The organism is Arenimonas sp., from assembly GCF_036275555.1.
Classification (GTDB): Bacteria; Pseudomonadota; Gammaproteobacteria; order Xanthomonadales; family Xanthomonadaceae; genus Arenimonas.
Map to the genome: position 1 here is coordinate 67,878 of NZ_DASUDO010000028.1, position 16,603 is coordinate 84,480.

At 72.6% G+C, this 16,603-nt stretch carries 17 protein-coding genes; 9 read left to right on the top strand and 8 right to left on the bottom strand.

Annotated features, from left to right (window positions below):
• Positions 1-59 precede the first annotated feature (59 nt).
• On the bottom strand, positions 60-1,142 hold the full coding sequence (locus tag VFV21_RS07510; RefSeq protein ID WP_329668810.1) for an alkene reductase: 1,083 nt from the start codon (positions 1,140-1,142) through the stop codon (positions 60-62).
• Positions 1,143-1,280: 138 nt separating this feature from the next.
• Between VFV21_RS07510 and VFV21_RS07515 the strand changes: the two genes are divergently transcribed.
• Entirely contained in the window at positions 1,281-2,192 is a 912-nt protein-coding gene (locus tag VFV21_RS07515; protein ID WP_329668811.1) for an alpha/beta hydrolase, read from the top strand.
• A gap of 106 nt (positions 2,193-2,298) precedes the next feature.
• Positions 2,299-2,640: an I78 family peptidase inhibitor gene (locus VFV21_RS07520; protein ID WP_329668812.1), complete on the top strand. Its 342-nt coding sequence runs from the start codon at positions 2,299-2,301 to the stop codon at positions 2,638-2,640.
• Here the strand turns inward: VFV21_RS07520 and VFV21_RS07525 are convergent.
• From VFV21_RS07525 to VFV21_RS07540, 4 genes are all read right to left on the bottom strand, one after another.
• Positions 2,637-3,323, bottom strand: coding sequence for a murein L,D-transpeptidase catalytic domain family protein (locus tag VFV21_RS07525; protein WP_414638514.1), 687 nt, complete (start codon positions 3,321-3,323; stop codon positions 2,637-2,639). The two genes, VFV21_RS07520 and VFV21_RS07525, sit on opposite strands and share 4 nt — an antisense overlap.
• Before the next feature lie 9 nt (positions 3,324-3,332).
• Entirely contained in the window at positions 3,333-4,394 is a 1,062-nt protein-coding gene (locus VFV21_RS07530; RefSeq protein WP_329668813.1) for a L,D-transpeptidase family protein, read from the bottom strand.
• Complete coding sequence (locus VFV21_RS07535) at positions 4,391-5,218, bottom strand: universal stress protein (RefSeq protein ID WP_329668814.1); 828 nt, start codon at positions 5,216-5,218, stop codon at positions 4,391-4,393. Before VFV21_RS07535 ends, VFV21_RS07530 begins: the two co-directional genes overlap by 4 nt.
• 98 nt (positions 5,219-5,316) lie before the next feature.
• A complete protein-coding gene (locus tag VFV21_RS07540) occupies positions 5,317-5,817 on the bottom strand; it encodes a hypothetical protein (RefSeq protein WP_329668815.1) in 501 nt (166 codons plus the stop codon).
• A 115-nt stretch (positions 5,818-5,932) separates the two neighbouring features.
• Between VFV21_RS07540 and VFV21_RS07545 the strand changes: the two genes are divergently transcribed.
• Positions 5,933-6,817, top strand: a complete 885-nt coding sequence (locus VFV21_RS07545; protein ID WP_329668816.1) for an oxygenase MpaB family protein — start codon at positions 5,933-5,935, stop codon at positions 6,815-6,817.
• Here the strand turns inward: VFV21_RS07545 and VFV21_RS07550 are convergent.
• Positions 6,814-7,644 carry an NYN domain-containing protein gene (locus VFV21_RS07550; protein WP_329668817.1) on the bottom strand — a complete coding sequence of 277 codons (831 nt, stop codon included), beginning with the start codon at positions 7,642-7,644 and terminating at the stop codon, positions 6,814-6,816. The genes VFV21_RS07545 and VFV21_RS07550 overlap by 4 nt on opposite strands.
• 110 nt (positions 7,645-7,754) lie before the next feature.
• Here VFV21_RS07550 and VFV21_RS07555 point away from each other — a divergent pair, with 110 nt between their 5' ends.
• A complete protein-coding gene (locus VFV21_RS07555; RefSeq protein WP_329668818.1) occupies positions 7,755-8,303 on the top strand; it encodes a phosphoribosyltransferase family protein in 549 nt (182 codons plus the stop codon).
• 88 nt (positions 8,304-8,391) lie between these two features.
• Here VFV21_RS07555 and VFV21_RS07560 read toward each other — a convergent pair whose 3' ends face one another.
• Together VFV21_RS07560 and VFV21_RS07565 are read right to left on the bottom strand one after the other, a co-directional pair.
• Positions 8,392-9,015 carry a BON domain-containing protein gene (locus tag VFV21_RS07560; protein WP_329668819.1) on the bottom strand — a complete coding sequence of 208 codons (624 nt, stop codon included), beginning with the start codon at positions 9,013-9,015 and terminating at the stop codon, positions 8,392-8,394.
• A 287-nt stretch (positions 9,016-9,302) separates the two neighbouring features.
• On the bottom strand, positions 9,303-10,883 hold the full coding sequence (locus VFV21_RS07565; protein WP_329668820.1) for an MASE1 domain-containing protein: 1,581 nt from the start codon (positions 10,881-10,883) through the stop codon (positions 9,303-9,305).
• A gap of 161 nt (positions 10,884-11,044) precedes the next feature.
• Between VFV21_RS07565 and VFV21_RS07570 the strand changes: the two genes are divergently transcribed.
• The 5 genes from VFV21_RS07570 (at position 11,045) to VFV21_RS07590 (ending at position 16,555) form a co-directional block, all read left to right on the top strand.
• Complete coding sequence (locus VFV21_RS07570) at positions 11,045-11,560, top strand: c-type cytochrome (protein WP_329668821.1); 516 nt, start codon at positions 11,045-11,047, stop codon at positions 11,558-11,560.
• A 79-nt stretch (positions 11,561-11,639) separates the two neighbouring features.
• Entirely contained in the window at positions 11,640-13,400 is a 1,761-nt protein-coding gene (locus tag VFV21_RS07575) for an ExeM/NucH family extracellular endonuclease (protein WP_329668822.1), read from the top strand.
• A gap of 17 nt (positions 13,401-13,417) precedes the next feature.
• Positions 13,418-14,089, top strand: coding sequence for an alpha/beta hydrolase (locus VFV21_RS07580; protein WP_329668823.1), 672 nt, complete (start codon positions 13,418-13,420; stop codon positions 14,087-14,089).
• Positions 14,082-15,188, top strand: coding sequence for a cell division protein ZapE (gene zapE, locus VFV21_RS07585; RefSeq protein WP_329668824.1), 1,107 nt, complete (start codon positions 14,082-14,084; stop codon positions 15,186-15,188). Before VFV21_RS07580 ends, zapE begins: the two co-directional genes overlap by 8 nt.
• The gene (locus VFV21_RS07590; protein ID WP_329668825.1) at positions 15,185-16,555 is read left to right on the top strand and encodes a hypothetical protein; all 1,371 of its coding nucleotides are present in this window, start codon (positions 15,185-15,187) and stop codon (positions 16,553-16,555) included. Before zapE ends, VFV21_RS07590 begins: the two co-directional genes overlap by 4 nt.
• The last annotated feature ends 48 nt before the right edge of the window (positions 16,556-16,603 follow it).

The window sequence follows — 16,603 nt, forward strand, 5'->3', positions numbered from 1 at the left end:
ACCTCCGCGACCGCCGCGGCCCGGCGTGGCCGCGGCGGGGGTGTATGTCGGTCGGGGCGCTAGGCGGCCACCGCCCCGGCGCCGAGGCGCGGATAGTCGGTGTAGCCGGCGGCGCCGGGGGTGTAGAGCGTGCTGGCATCAAGGTCGGCGATCGGCGCACCCGTACGCAAGCGTTCGGGCAGGTCGGGGTTCGCGATGAAAGGACGGCCGAAGGAGACCAGGTCGGCCACGCCGCTGGCGAGGTCGTTTTCCGCGCGTTCACCATCGTAGCCACCATTGGTGATCAGGGTGCCGGGGAAACGGCGGCGCACTTCGGCCAGCAGCTCGCCGGTGACGCTGCCGCCGGCCAGGTGCAGGTAGGTGATGTCGCGCGCGGCCAGCGCGTCCACCAGCGCGAGGAACTGCTCGCGCTCGCCCTCGAAGTTCACCTCGAGGTCGTTGAACGGGTTGAAGGGCGACAGGCGCACGCCCACCCGCGCCTTGCCGATCGCGGCGACGGTAGCGTCCACCACTTCGATGACGAAGCGGTTGCGGTTCTCGGCGCTGCCGCCGTAGGCGTCCGTGCGCTGGTTGCTGCGCGGGTTCAGGAACTGGCCGAGCAGGTAGCCGTTGGCCGCGTGCAGCTCGACGCCGTCGACGCCATGGTCGACCGCCAGGCGCGCCGCCTGCACGTAGGCGCTGCGCAGCCGCGCGAGATCGTCCGCGGTGGCGGCGCGCGGGGTGGCGTTGGGCTGCATGCCGGCGGTGTCGGTCCAGGTCTCGCCGGCCGCGGGGATGGCCGAGGGCGCGACCAGGGTCTCGCCGGCCGGCAGGTTGGCGGTGGCGCCGACGCGGCCGCTGTGCATGACCTGGAGGAACAGGCGGCTGCCGCTGGCGTGCAGGGCCTTGGCAATGGCGCCCCAGCCCTGGGCCTGCGCTTCGTTGAAGATGCCCGGGATGCGCGCGTAGCCGAGGCCGTCCGGCGCGGGCGAGGCGCCTTCCGAAATCACCAGGCCGGCGCCCGCGCGCTGGCCGTAGTACTCGGCCATCAGGGCGTTGGGCAGGTTGCCTTCGGCGCGCGAACGGGTCATGGGCGCCATCACGACGCGGTTCTTCAGCTTCAGGCCATTGCGTTCATACGGGGTATCGAGCAGTCGGGTCATGGTGGGATCTCCTGGGAGGTGGCCTAACGATGGGACCCACGCCCCGCAGAACAAAGGCCTGCTATTGATACCTATCGTTATCCATTTCAGGACGATGCCATGACGCTCCGCCGACAGCGCCCGCGGTCCAATGCCGCCATGCTCCGGCTCCTTGCCCTGCTCTGCGCCCTGATGATGCCGATCGGTGCGCAGGCCAAGCCGTTCGAGAACTCGCGCTTCGAGGTGCTCGACGGCGTGCGCGTGCATGTCCGCCACTGGCCGGCCGCGGGCGCCGCCGGCGGCTGCCCCGTGCTGCTGGTGCATGGCCTGGGGGGCTCCACCTTTTCCTTCCGCCAGCTGGCGCCGGCGCTGGCCGCGGCTGGCCATCCGGTCTGGGCGATCGACCTGCCCGCCTACGGCTACAGCGCCCGCCAGCCGTTCCCGGGCACCGCCGGCGGCGCGCTCGGGCCGTGGCTGGCGGCACGCCAGCCGGGCAGCGGCTGGTGCCTGGTCGGGCATTCGATGGGCACCCGCGTGGTGGGCGAGCTGGTGCGCCGCGGCGAGGTGCCGGTGGAGCGCGCGGTCTACGTCGCCGGTAATCCGATCCTGAGCGAGCGCGAGCTCACCAACCGCGAGCGCTACCGCTCGCCGCGCATCCGCCGCTGGCTGGCGAACCTCGCCGAGTCGCGCTACCTCGACGAGGACCGCTTCGGCCGCCTGCTGGCCAAGGCCTACGGCCGCGATCCCACCGACGAGGAAGTGGCGGGCTACCTCACGCCGCTCAAGACGCCCGGCACCGCGCTGGCGATCATGACCGGCTACTCGGCCGAGTTCCCGGTGAATCCGCGCGGTGCCGAGCTCGACCGCGTGCCGACCCTGATCCTCTGGGGCGAGAAGGATGCCTGGGTGAAGCCCGAGGTCGCCGACCGCCTGCAGGCGGCCCTGCCCTCGGCGCGCCGCGTCACCATCGCCGGCGCCGGGCACAGCCCGATGGAAACCCACCCGGAGCAGACCCGCGCGGCCGTGCTGGCGCTGTTCCGCGACGCGCCGGCGGTGGCGTCCGCGCGCTGAGCGCCCGCGCCAGGCGGAACGTCCGGGCCCGCGGGTCGCGGCCCGTTAAGGTGGGGCCACCCCTGCTGCGCTAACCTCGCCGCTGTTCCTCACGCGGAGACCGCCGATGACCCTGCTGCGCACGCTGCTGTTCGCCGCCACCGCCGGCCTGGCCCTGTCCGCCTGCGCCACGCCACCCGGGTCCGGCAACCCGCCCGCCGAAACCGCCGCCACCCCGCCGCCCGCCGATGCCGAGGAAATGACCATGACCTGCGATGCCGAGAAAGGCCAATGGGCGGTGGGCAAGCTCGCCGACGAAGCGCTGGTGGCGAAGGTAAAGGCCGACACCGGCTCCGACCGCTACCGCGTGATCCCGCCCGGCACCGCGGTGACGATGGACTATCGCGAGGATCGGGTGAACATCGAGACCGACGCCGACAACCGCGTCGTCGCGGTGCGCTGCGGCTAGTCGCGCCGCGTCGCCGCCGGCCGCGCCGCGGTCTGGCGGCCGCAGCCCAGCAGGCGCGAGCCCTGCAGCCACTGCTTGTCCGGGTAGTAGGCGAACAGCAGCTGGCCCTGCTTGAGCGTGTCGATCACCTCGCGCGCCACCTGCGGACGCACCGCCGGGCAGCCGAAGCTGCGGCCCAGCCGGCCCTGATTCAGCGCCTGCAGGGGATCCACGTAGGGCGCGCCGTGCATCACGATCAGGCGATCGCGGGCGGCGTCGTTCACGCCCGGCTCCAGGCCATCCATGCGCAGTGAGTAGCCGTTGCCGCCGTGGTAGGTCTCGGCGGTGCGGAACAGGCCGAGGCTCGACTGGTGGCTGCCTTCGTCATTCGAGAACGCCTGCGCGAGGTTGTCGCCGCTGCCGCGCCCGTGCGCCACGTGCTCGGCGAACAGCAGCCTGCGCCGGCCAAGGTCGAACACCCACAGCCGCGGCTCGGTGGACGGCAGCGAGTAATCGATCACCGCCAGCTTCTCGGCGTCCGGCGCCATCGCGCCGGCGCGCGCGCACTCGCTGGCTTCCAGCGCCAGCGAGAGCACCTTCGGGTCCAGGCCCGGGGCCTGCCCGGCGAGCTGCGACGCCAGGCCGTCGGCGGCCTGGAGGGGCAGCGCGGCCAGGGCCAGCAGCGGGGGCAGGAGGCGTTTCACCGCGGCAGCTTAGTCGTCCACCGCCGACGGCGCCTGAATGGCATCCGGTGTGGCGCCTTGTGCATCGAGAACCGTGACCGGCGTCGCGCGCAGCGGCTGGTCGGTCAGCACCACGGTCGCCCCCGGCGCCAGCGCCTCGTCCACCAGCGCCGCGAAGGCCGGCGCCACCACCACCGCACGCGCCAGGGCCGCGGGATCGTCCACCGGGTCGCCCAGCACCTGCACCCAGCGGCGGCGCGGACCGGCGGCGTCGCGGCCAGGCACGTCGCCCTCGAGCAGTTGGAAGGCACGGGTGCCGTCGGGCAAGGGTTCGCCGGCACCCAGCGGCGCGCGGCCGATCTCGATGCCTTCGCGCAGCACGACCAGCCTGCGATCGGCGCGACTCACCAGCACGCTGAGCGCGCCGGGCGGCGCACGCTCCGGGGCCCACTCGTAGCCGTCCCAGGCCGGGGTCGGCATCCGGCTCCGGGCGATGGGCGTCGCCAGCACGACAGGCGCCGGCGCCGGCGGCGCGGCCGGCGCGCGCGCGAACACGCCCGGTTCGGCCAGCAGCGGCGCCTGCCCGGGCTGGTCCGAAATGACCACCGTGATGCCGTGCGCGGTGACGCCGTAGAGCAGCTCCGAGAACGCGTATGGCAGGCGCACGCAGCCGTGCGAGGCGGGGTAGCCGGGCACGCGGCCGGCATGCAGGGCGATGCCGTCCCAGGTCAGCCGCTGCATGAACGGCATCGGCGCGTCGTCGTAGAGGTTCGAGTAATGCTCGCGCTTCTTCTGCAGGACGGTGAACACGCCGGTCGGCGTTTCGAAGCCCGGCTTGCCGGTGCTGACGGTGGCGACGCCGATGCGCACGCCGTTGCGGTACACGTAGGCGCGCTGCTCGGGCAGGCTCACCAGCACCAGCACCGGGCCGCGCGGCGAGAGTTCCGGCAACCAGAGGTATTCGCCCGGCAGCAGCTGCAGGGGCGCGGTGCCGGGCAGCGGCACCGGGTCGGCGGGCTGCGCGGCCGTGGGGCCCGCGCAGGCGAGCGCGAGCACGGCGGCCAGCCACGGGCTCGCGCGGCGGCGGCTCAATGCGCGAACAACACCGGCAGGCCGGACTGCGCCAGCACCGCACGGGTGGCGCCGCCCAGCACCTGCTCGCGCCAGCGCGAGTGGCCGTAGCCGCCCATCACGATCAGTTCCGCGTGCTGCGCGGTGGCGTAGTCCACGATCACCGCGCCGGTGCTGCGGCCCTCGCGCGACTGCGTGACCACCTGCACCTGCGCGCCGTGGCGCGCGAGGTGGGCGGCGATGTCGGCGCCGGGCGCATCGCCGTAGGCCGATTCGCCGACGTCGGGATCGACCACCAGCACGTCCACCCGCGCATCGCGCGGCAGCAGCGGCAGCGCGTCGTGGATCGCGCGCGCCGCCTCGCGCCGCGGCTGCCAGGCCAGCACCACGCGGCGCGGCGGCACCATCAGCCGCGCGCCCTCCGGCATCACCAGCACCGGCCGGCCGCTGTCGAGCAGCAGGGCGCTGAAGGCGATCGGGAAGCGCGAGGCGTCGCCGCGGCCCAGGATCGCCAGGTCGGCGTGGCGGGCATGCAGCGCGGCGGTTTCCTCGGGCCACTGCAGCAGCGACTCGACCACGCGCAGCTCGGCGTCGACGCCGGCGCGCAGCAGCCGCTGGCGCGCCGCTTCGCCTGCGGCCGTGGCGCTGGCGCGCAGGGCGTCGAAGTCGGCCTGGTTGAGGGTCAGCACCGCCATGCCCCATTCCGAGGCCACCGGCATCGGGAAGGCGATGGCCGCCAGCACGGCGACGCGCGCGCCATGGGCCTGGGCGAGCGCGGCCGCGGCATCGAGCGCGGCGGCATCGGCATCGGCGTACTGCAGCGGTACCAGCAGGTCCTTGGGCATGGCGGGTCTCCACGGGGAGGTTCGGCCTCGGGGGCCGTGGTTCCAGCCTACGCCCTGGCGCGGCGCGGGCGTTGACGCCGGTCAAGCGCGGTCGTCAGTCACTCGAACGAGTACTGGCCGGCGACCGGCACGTAGACCTCGCCCTGGTACTGCTGGCTGTCGATGATGTGGGTGGCGCCGGCGTGGCGGTTCACGTTGCCCAGGCGCTGGCCGGCCGGCGCCAGGTAGGCCCAGTAGCGACCGTCGGCATCGGGCGTCGGCGGGTCGGGCTCGGCCATGAACTGCGGGCCCGGGCGCTGGCCATTGCGGCGGTGGTGTTCATCCGCCGCGGCCGCGCGGGCGTCGAGGTCGACCGTGTAGTCGATCACCACGGTGCGGCCCACCAGGTCCTCGTTGCCGCGACGCACGGCCACCACTTCGCCCACCAGGGTCACGCGCCGCAGGCGGGGGCCGTCGCCGCGGGGCTCATGGACGATGCGTGCGACTTCGCGCAGCTGCAGGTGTTCGCTGGCGACGCGGGTGTAGTGGTCGGGGTTGATGGCCGCCGGCGACGGCGCCGCGGCCAGCACCAAGGCAAACGCGAGCACGATTCGCAGCATGTGGCCTCCGACGGGACGTCCCGGCGGGATCATAGCGCCGGGCGGGTGCATGGAACCGGGACCCGGGGGCGGCGGATTGCTCCGGTCTTCATGGGCCTGGGGATAGCGTCCCCGCATGGCCGCCCCACTGACTGCTTCGCTCCGCCTGCCGATCCGTCGCTGGATCCAGCGCGCCTTTCCGCCGACGCCGGGCGGCATCGACTACGACCAGCCGCGCGGCGACCCGGGCCTGTTCCCGCCCGACGGCGTCACCTGGCGCGTGCACGCGGACTTCCCGGGCATGCTCAGCGGCGGGCTGTGCGCGCTGATGCTGCAGACCCTGCACCCGGCGGCGCTGGCCGGGGTCTGGGATCATTCCAACTTCCGCACCGACCTGGTGGGCCGGCTGCGCCGAACCACCGACTTCGTGGCCGGCACCACCTACGCCCCGCGCGCGGAGGCCGAGCGCCTGGTGGCACGCGTGCGCCGCATCCACGCCCGGGTGCGGGGCACCACCGAGGACGGCAGGCCGTATTCGGCCGACGACCCGGCGCTGCTGACCTGGGTACACGTGACCGAGGCGTTCGGATTCCTGCGGGGCTACCGCCGCTTCGCCGGCCCGCTGTCGCCGGCGGACGGCGATCGCTACTACGACGAGTCGCGCCGGGTCGCGGAGGCGCTGGGCGCGCGCGACGTGCCGCGCAGCGAGGCCGAGGTCGAGGACTACTTCCGCCACGTGCAGCCGCAGCTGGCCTGCACGGCGCGATCGCGCACCGTGCTGTCGGTGCTCGAAGCGATGGCGCTGCCGGTGCCGCTGCCCGGCCTGTCGCGCGACCTGTTCCTGGGCGCCGGCGCGGCGCTGCTTCCGGGCTGGGCGGAACAGCGGCTCGGGCGCACGCCGCGCCAGGCCCTGCACGCCAGCGTGGCGGCCGCCGGGCTGGCCGCCGTGGCGCCGCTGTTCCGCGCCGCGCTCGATGACGGCCCGGCGCCGCGGGCGCGCCGGCGGGTGGCGCCGGGCTAGGCCTTCAGCCGCACGTGGATGGCCTTGCTGCCGCCGGCCGTGTCGCGCTCCTTGACCTCGAACAGCACCGGGTCGGCCTTCAGCAGGTCGCTGAGTTTCTTGTGCCCGTAGAGCCGCGGGTCGAAGTCGGGGCGGATCTTGCTCAGGTAGCTGCCAACCGCGCCCAGGTGGGCCCATCCCTCGTCGTCGGTTGCCTCCTCGATGGCCTGCACCAGCAGGGCGCGCGGCAGCGCCGGGGCGGCCGGTTTCTCGGGCTTGGGGGGTGCGGGCGTCTTCTGCGTGGCGGTCTTCGAGGTTTTCTTCGCCGCCGGTTTCGCCGGCGCGGCGGGGAGCATGGGCAGCGGCACGGGCTCGGGTTCGCGACGCAGCACTTCGGCGTAGATGAACTTGTCGCAGGCCTGCACGAAGGCATCGGGCGTCTTGCGCTCGCCGAAGCCGTAGACCTTGTGGCCCTCCTCGCGCAGGCGCTGGGCCAGGCGGGTGAAGTCGCTGTCGCTCGAGACCAGGCAGAAACCGTCGAAACGGCGCGTGTACATCAGGTCCATCGCATCGATGATCAGCGAGGAATCGGTGGCGTTCTTGCCGCTGGTGTAGGCGAACTGCTGCACCGGCTGGATCGAGTGCTTGAGCAGCGCGCGCTTCCACTGCGTCTGCTGCGGCGAGGTGAAGTCGCCGTAGATGCGCTTGACGCTGGCGACGCCGTACTTCGCCACCTCGGCCAGCAGGCCCTCGATGATCGCGGGCTGGGCGTTGTCGGCGTCGATCAGGACCGCCAGCAGGCGCTGGTCCTCGTCGGGCTCGGGCTTGCTGCCGTTGCGCTGCTTCATGGCGTGCTCCGCGGGGCCTGCGGCCATCCTACGAGCCGCCCCGCCGCGCCGCCACATGCGCGCCGGCGGCGGGAAACGCTAGGCTTGGGCCCCATCGCCTGGAGCCCGCCATGCCCGCCGACCGCTTCCGCCTTTACGACGCCGCCGCCCTCGAGCCGGTGATCGACGCCATGGCCCGCCAGGCCGCGCTGCTGCTCGACGCCACGCCCACCGTGCTGCTGGGCATGCTCCGCCGCGGCGCGCCGCTGGCCGACCGCATCCACGCGCGCCTGAAGGTGCACGCGCCCTGGGCCACCGTCGACCGGCTGGACCTGAAGGTGAAGCGCTACGCCGACAACCTGGAGCTGCTGCATCCCGAAACCGCACTGGAGGCGCCGGCCAACGTGGACCTGCTCAACCGACGGGTGATCGTGGTGGACGACGTGCTGTACCAGGGCTACTCCCTGATGCGCGTGTTCGAGTGGCTGGCGACGCAGAAGCCGGCGCAGGTGCACGCCGCGGTGCTGGTGGACCGGCAGCGCCACCGCATGCCGATCCGCGCCGACATCACCGGGCTGACGCTCAAGATCGCGCCCGAGGACGTGATCGAGTGCAACGTGCCGCCGTACGAGGCGGAGTTCGCCGTCGACCTCTGGCGCCCCGCGGCGTCCCCGAAATGAATGTGGGAGGGACTTCAGTCCCGATGCTTTTCGGCGAAAGGCATCGGGACTGAAGTCCCTCCCACGAGGGGAGGGCTCCAGGCGGCTTTTACTGCTTGACCAGCAGCTGGTCGGCGACCACGTTCTTGACGCCCTTGGTGCCGGCGGCCAGCTTGATGGCCATCTCGCGGGCCGACGCCGATTCGGCCGTGCCGGTCAGGGTGACCACGTTGGCCTTGGTGTCGACGTTGATCTGCGTGCCCTTCACCGCGGCGTCGGCCAGCAGCTGCGCCTTCACCTTGCTGGTGATCCAGGCGTCGTCGGCGCCGTCGCCGGCTTCATCCATGGCCTCGCGCACTTCGCCCGAGGCGGTGGCGGTGTTGGCATCCTGCCGCAGCTCGGTGCCCTCGCCGGCGACGACCAGCTGGTTGTCCACCAGGATCACGCCCTCGGCTTCACCGGCGATCTTGCCGGCAGCCAGCTTGGATTCGAGGCTGTCGGCGCCACCGGTCAGCTTGACGGTGCCGCGCACGGTATCGACGTTGATGTCGAAGCCCTTGGTGCGCTCGTCGGCCAGCAGGCGGGTCTTCACCGACGCGGTGATGGTGGCGTCGTCGATGGTCTGGCCGACGCTGCGCTCGGGCGCGGCCTCGGTGGACTGCGCGTTGACGGCGGAGACGCCCAGGGCGAGCGCGATGGTGGTGGCGAGCAGGGAAGTCTTGAGAACGTTCATGGGGTTGGCTCCTGTTTGAACGAATCGCTGCGGGGGCAGCGTGCGGCCGTGGGGCCTCGTCGCGGGCTTGGGGGAAACGGCACGTCCCGGACGTGGGGCGAGGTTCGCCCTCGTTTTCCCAACCGCGGATGAAGCGCTTGTTTGGAAAGCGTTAGCGCCGCCACCCGACCACGCCCGGAACCCGCGCCAACAAAGCCTCTCCGCGTTCCTGAACAAACCAAAAAAAGGGGTCAGAGTAATTATTTGCTTCAAGCAAATAATTACTCTGACCCCTTTTTTTGGTGGGGCTAGGCGGCGTCGAAGCGGATGGCGTGGCGCTGGCCGTGCACCAGCGGTTCGAGCTGGTAGCGGCCTTTCTCGGCCAGCACGCGATCGAAGATCGCCGGCAGCGGCTGCAGGGGCGGCAGCGCGCGTGCGTAGGGCGAGAACTCGATGTCGAGGTTCAACGACACCACCTGGCCGCCGCCGTCTCGCGGCGTGACCTCGAGGTCGAGCGCGAGGCGGCGCACGGTGTCCAGCCGCACCGCCTCGCGCACCGCCGCCTGGCAGATGCGGTAGGCCGCCGTGCGGGCGTCGTCGTCGAGCTGGTCCACCGCGCCGGTGAAGCGCGGCTCGAACACGATGTTGCCGTCCTCGAGCATCTCGCGCAGCGGGCCGTTGTCGATCGCATGGCGCAGGCCGTGGCTGTCGAGCATCGGCGGCCGCAGCTGGCGCAGCGCGCGCCGCAGGCTGTCCTGGATCTCGCGCACCTGTTCGCGCAGCGACTCCAGGAAGCGCGTGCCCTGCTCGTCGCGCACGTCGCGGAAAGCCAGGCTGATGCGCGTGCCCAACGCGTGGATGGCGTGGCCGAGTTCGTAGTCGAGTTCGCTGGCGAGTTCACGCTGTCCCTGCTCCTCGATGCGGACCAGGCGCTGGGTGACGTGGCGCAGTTCCTCGGCCAGCGCGCCCAGCTCGTCGTTCTTCGTGGCCAGCTCCTGGTGCCGCTGCGCCAGCACCTCGTGGCTGTGCCGAAGCGCCGTACTGGCCGCGCCAAGCACGAGCGCACCGGCGCCCACCACCGCCAGCACCAGCTGCAGCATCGTGACGCTGACCGACAGCAGGCCACCCTGCACCAGCGCCTGGATCACCGCGCCCAGCACCAGCGTGCCCAGCGCCGCGCCCTCCCAGCCGTGGCGGAACCCCAGGAAGAACAGCGGCGCGAACGCCAGCAGCAGCACGTACATCGCCAGGTCGTCGTAGGCCTGCAGCAGCAGGAAGACGCCCACCGCGCCCACCAGCACCACGGCCATGTCGCGCCAGAACGCCAGCCGCCGCGGGGCCAGCCGCCCGTGTGCCAGCGCCACCAGCACCGGCGCCAGCACCAGCTGCCCGATCATGTCGCCGTACATGAAGGCGAACATGCTGGCCAGGCTGTCGACGGCCGTCATCGGCACCGTGACCAGGAACAGCCACAGCAGGGGCGACACGCCGGCGGCGCCGGCCAGGCCGGCGAGCAGGAAGCCAAGCATGCGGGTCGGCGTGTCCAGCGCCGGGCCCGCCTGCGGCCCGCGCGCCACGAACACCACCGCGGCATAGATCACCCACGGCGCGATGCACACGCCGACGAAGGTCATCGAGAACAGCGGGTAGCCCAGCACCATCGACTTTGTGGCCTGGGCAGCGATCTCGGCCGCGCCCAGCCAGCCCCAGCGACGGGTCGGCACCAGCCACAGCAGCGCCAGCCGCAGCCCGGCGGGCAGGAACCAGAGCTGGGCCGAGAGCTGCTCCAGGCCCAGCCAGACCAGCATGGACAGCAGGGCGATCCCCGCCCAGACGGCGTTCCGTCCCGGTGGGGTGTCCTGCAGCAGCCCCAGTGGATGCAACGCCATCGTTCCCGCCTGTTCCCCTCGGGCCGGCCCGCCCGGCGCCAGCATGCTACCGAACGACGGCGTGAAGAAAGCCCTCGACGGGCGCCTTCCGTGCATGGCGCGGGGCCGATATAATCGCGGCCTTCACCTCCACGGGCCCCGGCCCGCCGTCAGGTACGACTGTGCGCAACCACGATCTGGTATTCCTCAAGAACTTCGCGATGGTCATCGCCATCCTGGTGGGCATCACGCTCGCCCTGATCGGCCTGGGCATCTACGTCAACGGCCAGCTCGAGCCCGAGCCGAACCCGGTCGCCGAGCGCGCCACCGAACAGCGCATCCGCCCGGTCGGCGGCGTGTACGCCGGCTCGACCGGTGCCGCCGCTCAGGCCGCGGCCGCGGCCGCCGCCGCCGCCGCTTCGGCCGGCCAGGTGGCTTATGACGGCACTCTCGACGGTTCGGTGATCTACGCCGCGCTGTGCGGTGCCTGCCACACGTCCGGCGCCGGCGGCGCCCCGAAGCTGGAGCGCGCGGCCTGGACCGCCCGCATCGCCCAGGGCATGGACACCATGAACAAGCACGCCATCGAAGGCTTCCAGGGCAGCGCGGGCATCATGCCGGCCAAGGGCGGCAACCCGAACCTCACGGACGAGCAGGTCATCGCCACCGTGCAGTGGATGGTCGACAACCTCAAGTAAGCTTGGGCCCCGCCCTCCCGCCAACGCCGCCTCCGGGCGGCGTTGTCGTTTCCGGCGTCCGAAATCCCTGGAGTCCCCGATGCGCCTTCCCCTGTTGACCGTCCTTCTCGCGCTGGCCGCCGGCTGCCAGACCGCTGGCCCGCGCGACGCCGCGGCCCGACCCGACCCGATCGCCATCGGCGCCGTGCAGGGTCCGTCCGACCGCAGCCCGCTCGTGGGCCAACGGGTGACGGTGGATGGCGTGGTGGTCGGTGACTTCGGCAAGGGCTTCGGTGGCGTGTCCCTCCAGTCGCGGGCGGACGACGGCGATCCGCTCACGGCCGAGGGCCTGTTCCTCGTGCAGGGCGGCCAGCCCGCCGTCGCGCTGGCGGTCGGCGACCACGTGCGCGCCACCGGCACGGTGAAGGAACTCGGCCCCGACGGCGCCAGCCTGACCGCGCTGGTCGAGGTCGAGGCGACGGTGCTGGCGCGCGGCATCGCCATGGCGCCGACCGTCGTGACCGCCGCGCCGATCCCCCAGGGCTGGGAAGCCTTCGAAGGCATGCTGCTGCAGGTCGATGCCCCGATGACCGTGACCGGCAACGACGGCCTGATGCGCTTCGGCGAACTGGTCGTGAGCTTCGACGGCCGCCGCTTCGCGCCCACCGAGCGCACGGCCCCGGGCCCCGAGGCCGATGCGCTGGCGCAGGAGAACTTCCACGTGATGCTGCGGCTCGACGACGGCTTGTCGGCGCAGAACCCGGGCGAGCCCTGGTTCCTGCGCGAGCCGCTGTCGGACGAGCGGCCGCTGCGCACCGGCAGCGTGATCGCCGGCGCCACCGGCGTGCTCGACCAGCGCTTCGGCAGCCACCGGCTGCAGCTGGTCGCGCCGCTGGGCGCGATCACGCAGGCGCCGCGGCCGGCGCCGCCGACCGTGCCGGGCGATCGCCGCATCGTCGGGCTGAACGTCCTCAACCTCTTCAACGGCGACGGCCGCGGCGGCGGCTTCCCGACCGAGCGCGGCGCCGCCCGCGCCGCCGACCACGCCCGCCAGCAGGCCAAGCTGGTGGCGACGGTGCAGGCGCTGGATCCGGACCTGCTGGCGCTGATGGAGCTGGAGAACGACGGCTTCGGGCCCGAGTCGGCGGTGGCGCAGTTCGTCGCCGCGCTCAACGCCGCCGGACCGCATGCGGACTGGCGGTTCGTGGACGCGGGCGAAGGCCCGGGCGAAGGCAGCATCCGCGTCGGGCTGGTCTACCGGGCCACGCGCTTCCAGACGGTCGGTGCGCCGGCGACACTGCTCGAGGCACCGTTCAATCGCGGCAGCCGCGCGCCGATCGCGCAGGCGTTCCGCGCCGGGAACGGGCCGGTGTTCGTGGTCGTGGCCAACCACTTCAAGTCCAAGGGCGGCTGCCGCCCCGACGCCCCCGCCGGCGACGGCGACCAGGGCGATGGCCAGGCCTGCTTCAACGCCACCCGCGTGGCGTCCTCGGAGGCGCTGCACGCCTGGCTGGCCACCGACCCCACCGGCACCCGGCCCGCGGGCCAGCTGGTGATCGGCGACCTCAACGCCCACGCCCAGGAAGACCCGCTGCGTACGCTCTACGCCCGCGGCTGGCGCGATGCCTTCGAGGTGGCGGGCGTCGAACAGCCCTATTCCTACGTCTGGGCCGGCCTGTCGGCGCGCCTGGACCACGCGCTGGTGGACGCCGGCCTGGCCGCGCGCCTGCGCGGCGCCGCCGAATGGCACAACAGCGCCGACGAATCCGAGCGCTTCGGCTACGCCCTGGACGACGACGCCGACCCGTGGCGCGCCTCGGACCACGATCCGGTGCTGCTGGGCCTCGACCTGGCCCGCTAAGGGATATCATCGCCGCCATGGACGACATCCCGGCCTTCCCCAGCGAATCCGGCCCGCTGCACCTGACCGGCCCCGCCGGCCGGCTGGAGGTGATGGTGGACCTGCCCGAACCGGGGCAGGAGCGCGCCGGCGTGGCCGTGATCTGCCACCCGAACCCCCCGGACGGCGGCACCCTGCACAACAAGGTGGTCACCATGACCGCCCGCGCGCTGAGCGAGCTGGGCCTCGCCGCGGTGCGCTTCAACTTCCGCGGCGTCGGCCAGTCCGAGGGCAAGTTCGACGAAGGCCGCGGCGAAGTGCTCGACCTGCTGGCGGTCACCGACTGGGTGCGCAAGGTGCGCCCCGACGACGCGCTGTGGCTGGGCGGCTTCTCGTTCGGCAGCTGGGTGGCCCTGCAGGGTGCGCGCCAGCTGCCGGTGAAGCAGATGATCTCGATCGCGCCGCCGGTGGGCCTGCGCGCCTTCGACGGCGTGATGCCGCCGGCCTGCCCGTGGCTGGTGGTGATGCCCGAGGCCGACGACATCGTCGACCCGCAGCAGGTCTACGCCTGGATCGATTCGCTCAAGGAAAAGCCGACGCTGGTGCGCATGCCCGACACCGGCCACTTCTTCCACCGGCGCCTGATGGACCTGCGCGGCGCGATCAAGAACGGCGTACGCAAGAACCTGCCGCCGCCGCGCCATGGCTGAAGCGGCGGCGCAGCGCCCGTCCGCCGCCTACGCCGCCGGTATCCACGCCGGGCGCTGGCAGCCCGACGAAGCCCAGGGCCAGGCCCTGGTCGAACTCGACCGCATCCACCGACAGCTGCGCGCGCGCCAGCGACACCCGCGCTGGAAGCAGTGGCTGTGGACGCTGCGCCCGCCGCCGCCGGTGCAGGGCCTGTACCTGTGGGGCGGCGTCGGCCGCGGCAAGACCTTCCTCAACGATTTGCTGTTCGAACACCTGGGCGAGCTGCCGCGCCGGCGCTGGCACTTCCACCGTTTCATGGTCGAAGTGAACGCGCGGGTGCAGGCGCTGCCGGCCGACACCGCCGACACCGTGGCCGTGGTGGCCGATGGCCTGGCCGATGAGCTGAAGCTGTTGGTGCTCGACGAGTTCATCGTCACCGACATCGCCGACGCGATGATCCTGGGGCGGCTGCTCGAGCGCCTGTTCGCGCGCGGCGTGGTGCTGGTGACCACCTCGAACACGGCGCCCGGGAATTTGTACAAGGACGGCCTGCAGCGTGCGCGCTTCCTGCCCGCGATCGCGCTGATCGAGGCGCACTGCGCCGTGGTCCACCTCGACAGCCGGCAGGATTACCGCCTGCGCCAGCTGACCCGCGCGCAGACCTACCTGACGCCGCTCGACGCCGCCGCCGAGCGCGGCATGGCCGAACACTTCGCGCGCCTGGCCGCCGACTGCCCGGGCGAAGACGGCCCGCTGGTCGTGAACGGCCGCGCCATCGAGGCGCGCGCGCTGGCCGAGGGCATCGCCTGGTTCGATTTCGCCGCGCTGTGCGAGGGCCCGCGCGCGGCCGCCGACTACATCGAGATCGCGCGCAGCTTCCACACCGTGCTGGTGTCGGGCGTGCCGGTGTTCGACCTGGCGCATGACAACGCGGCGCGGCGCTTCGTGCACCTGGTGGATGAACTCTACGACCGCAACGTGAACCTCCTGGTCAGCGCCGCGGCCGAGCCGATGTGGCTCTACGGCGGCGACAAGCTGCGCCAGGAATTCGAACGCACGGCCTCGCGCCTGGTCGAGATGCGCAGCGCCGAGTACCTCGCCCGCGAGCACCGCCCGTGAAGCGGCTGGCACCGTGGCTGGCGGCGGCGTTGGGCGCGGCGCTGGTGCTGTGGGTGTTCTGGCCCGGCTACATGAGCTGGGATTCGGCCTATCAGTGGTGGCAGGCGCGCCACGACCAGTTCGACAGCGTGCATCCGCCGCTGATGGCGATGACCTGGCAGCTCACCGACCGCCTCGTGCAGGGCCCGGGCGGGATGCTGGCGCTGCAAGTGGCGTTGCTGTGGTCGGCGCTGGCGCTGTTCGCGTCGGCGCTGCGGCTGCCGGCGTGGGGACGCGCCCTGGTCGTGCTCTTCCTCGGCCTGTGGCCGCCGCTGCTGGCGATGCAGCCGCACATCTGGAAGGACCTGTGGACGCTGGCCGGTTTCGCCTGGGCGCTGGCGCTGCTGGCCCGCGACCTGCGCTCGCCGCACCGCGGCTGGCGCGCCGGCGCGATGCTGGCACTGGTGTTCGCCTGCGCGTTCCGGCACAACGCGATCACCGGCGCGCTGCCGCTGCTGGCGTGGATCGCCTGGCGCGAAGTGGCGTTTTACGCGCCGGCCTGGCCGGCGAAGCGGCGCGCGCTGCCTGCGGCCGTGATCACGCTGGCGCTCGCGGTGGGCGTGTTCGTGCTCGCCGCGATTCCCGCGCAGGACGCCCGCGTTCGCCACACCGAGCGCGTCTGGTCGGTGGTGACGCTGTGGGACGCCGCCGCGGTGTCGCTGGCCGAAGGCAAGCTGGTCTATCCGCCGGCGCTGGTGGACCCGAGCCTGGACCTGGAGGAGCTGCGCGCGAACTTCGCCGAGTATGCCAACACCACGATCTACGTCACCGGCAAACTCCGCCACAGCTTCGACGGGCCCTACACGCCGGCCCAGCGCGAGGCGATCGACGCGCTGGCCTGGTCGCTGCCGCGCGACCACACCGCGGCCTACCTGGCGCACCGCTGGCGCCTGTCGGTGCTGCTGTTCGGTGCCGATCGCGACGCGCTGCCCGACACCCTGGTGATGATGCCGGGCCTGCACGGTTACGGCGACAACCCGCCGGTGGCGCCACACCCGCATCCGCAGCACGGGCGCGCGCTGGCGACGCTGCAGGGCCTGATCGATTCGCCCTTCTTCGCCGGGTGGATCTACCTGCTGGTTTGCGCGCTGGTCGCCGCGGTCGGCATCGCGCGCGCGGCTCGCTCGGCGGGCGCCGGGCTGGCGGCCGTGATCGCCCTGTCCTCGCTGGCCTATGCGCTGCCGCTGGCCCTGGCCTCGGGCAGCGCCGAGTTCCGCTACCTCGCCTGGCCGGTGCTCGCCACCCTGGCCAGCGCCCTGCTCCTTGCCGCCCCCCCTGTAGGAGGGCCTTCAGGCCCGAAGCCATTCGCCGAGAAGCTTCGGGCCTGAAGGCCCTCCTACAGGTGCCGGCCCGGCGTTTGCTAGCATCGGGCGCAC

What these genes read in the sequence shown, in the direction of transcription:
- VFV21_RS07510 (WP_329668810.1), bottom strand. Translation starts at nt 1,142, where the DNA reads ATGACCCGACTGCTCGATACCCCGTATGAACGCAATGGCCTGAAGCTG.
- VFV21_RS07515 (WP_329668811.1), top strand. Translation starts at nt 1,281, where the DNA reads ATGCTCCGGCTCCTTGCCCTGCTCTGCGCCCTGATGATGCCGATCGGT.
- VFV21_RS07520 (WP_329668812.1), top strand. Translation starts at nt 2,299, where the DNA reads ATGACCCTGCTGCGCACGCTGCTGTTCGCCGCCACCGCCGGCCTGGCC.
- VFV21_RS07535 (WP_329668814.1), bottom strand. Translation starts at nt 5,218, where the DNA reads ATGCCCAAGGACCTGCTGGTACCGCTGCAGTACGCCGATGCCGATGCC.
- VFV21_RS07540 (WP_329668815.1), bottom strand. Translation starts at nt 5,817, where the DNA reads ATGCTGCGAATCGTGCTCGCGTTTGCCTTGGTGCTGGCCGCGGCGCCG.
- VFV21_RS07545 (WP_329668816.1), top strand. Translation starts at nt 5,933, where the DNA reads ATGGCCGCCCCACTGACTGCTTCGCTCCGCCTGCCGATCCGTCGCTGG.
- VFV21_RS07550 (WP_329668817.1), bottom strand. Translation starts at nt 7,644, where the DNA reads ATGAAGCAGCGCAACGGCAGCAAGCCCGAGCCCGACGAGGACCAGCGC.
- VFV21_RS07555 (WP_329668818.1), top strand. Translation starts at nt 7,755, where the DNA reads ATGCCCGCCGACCGCTTCCGCCTTTACGACGCCGCCGCCCTCGAGCCG.
- VFV21_RS07560 (WP_329668819.1), bottom strand. Translation starts at nt 9,015, where the DNA reads ATGAACGTTCTCAAGACTTCCCTGCTCGCCACCACCATCGCGCTCGCC.
- VFV21_RS07565 (WP_329668820.1), bottom strand. Translation starts at nt 10,883, where the DNA reads ATGGCGTTGCATCCACTGGGGCTGCTGCAGGACACCCCACCGGGACGG.
- VFV21_RS07575 (WP_329668822.1), top strand. Translation starts at nt 11,640, where the DNA reads ATGCGCCTTCCCCTGTTGACCGTCCTTCTCGCGCTGGCCGCCGGCTGC.
- VFV21_RS07580 (WP_329668823.1), top strand. Translation starts at nt 13,418, where the DNA reads ATGGACGACATCCCGGCCTTCCCCAGCGAATCCGGCCCGCTGCACCTG.
- zapE (WP_329668824.1), top strand. Translation starts at nt 14,082, where the DNA reads ATGGCTGAAGCGGCGGCGCAGCGCCCGTCCGCCGCCTACGCCGCCGGT.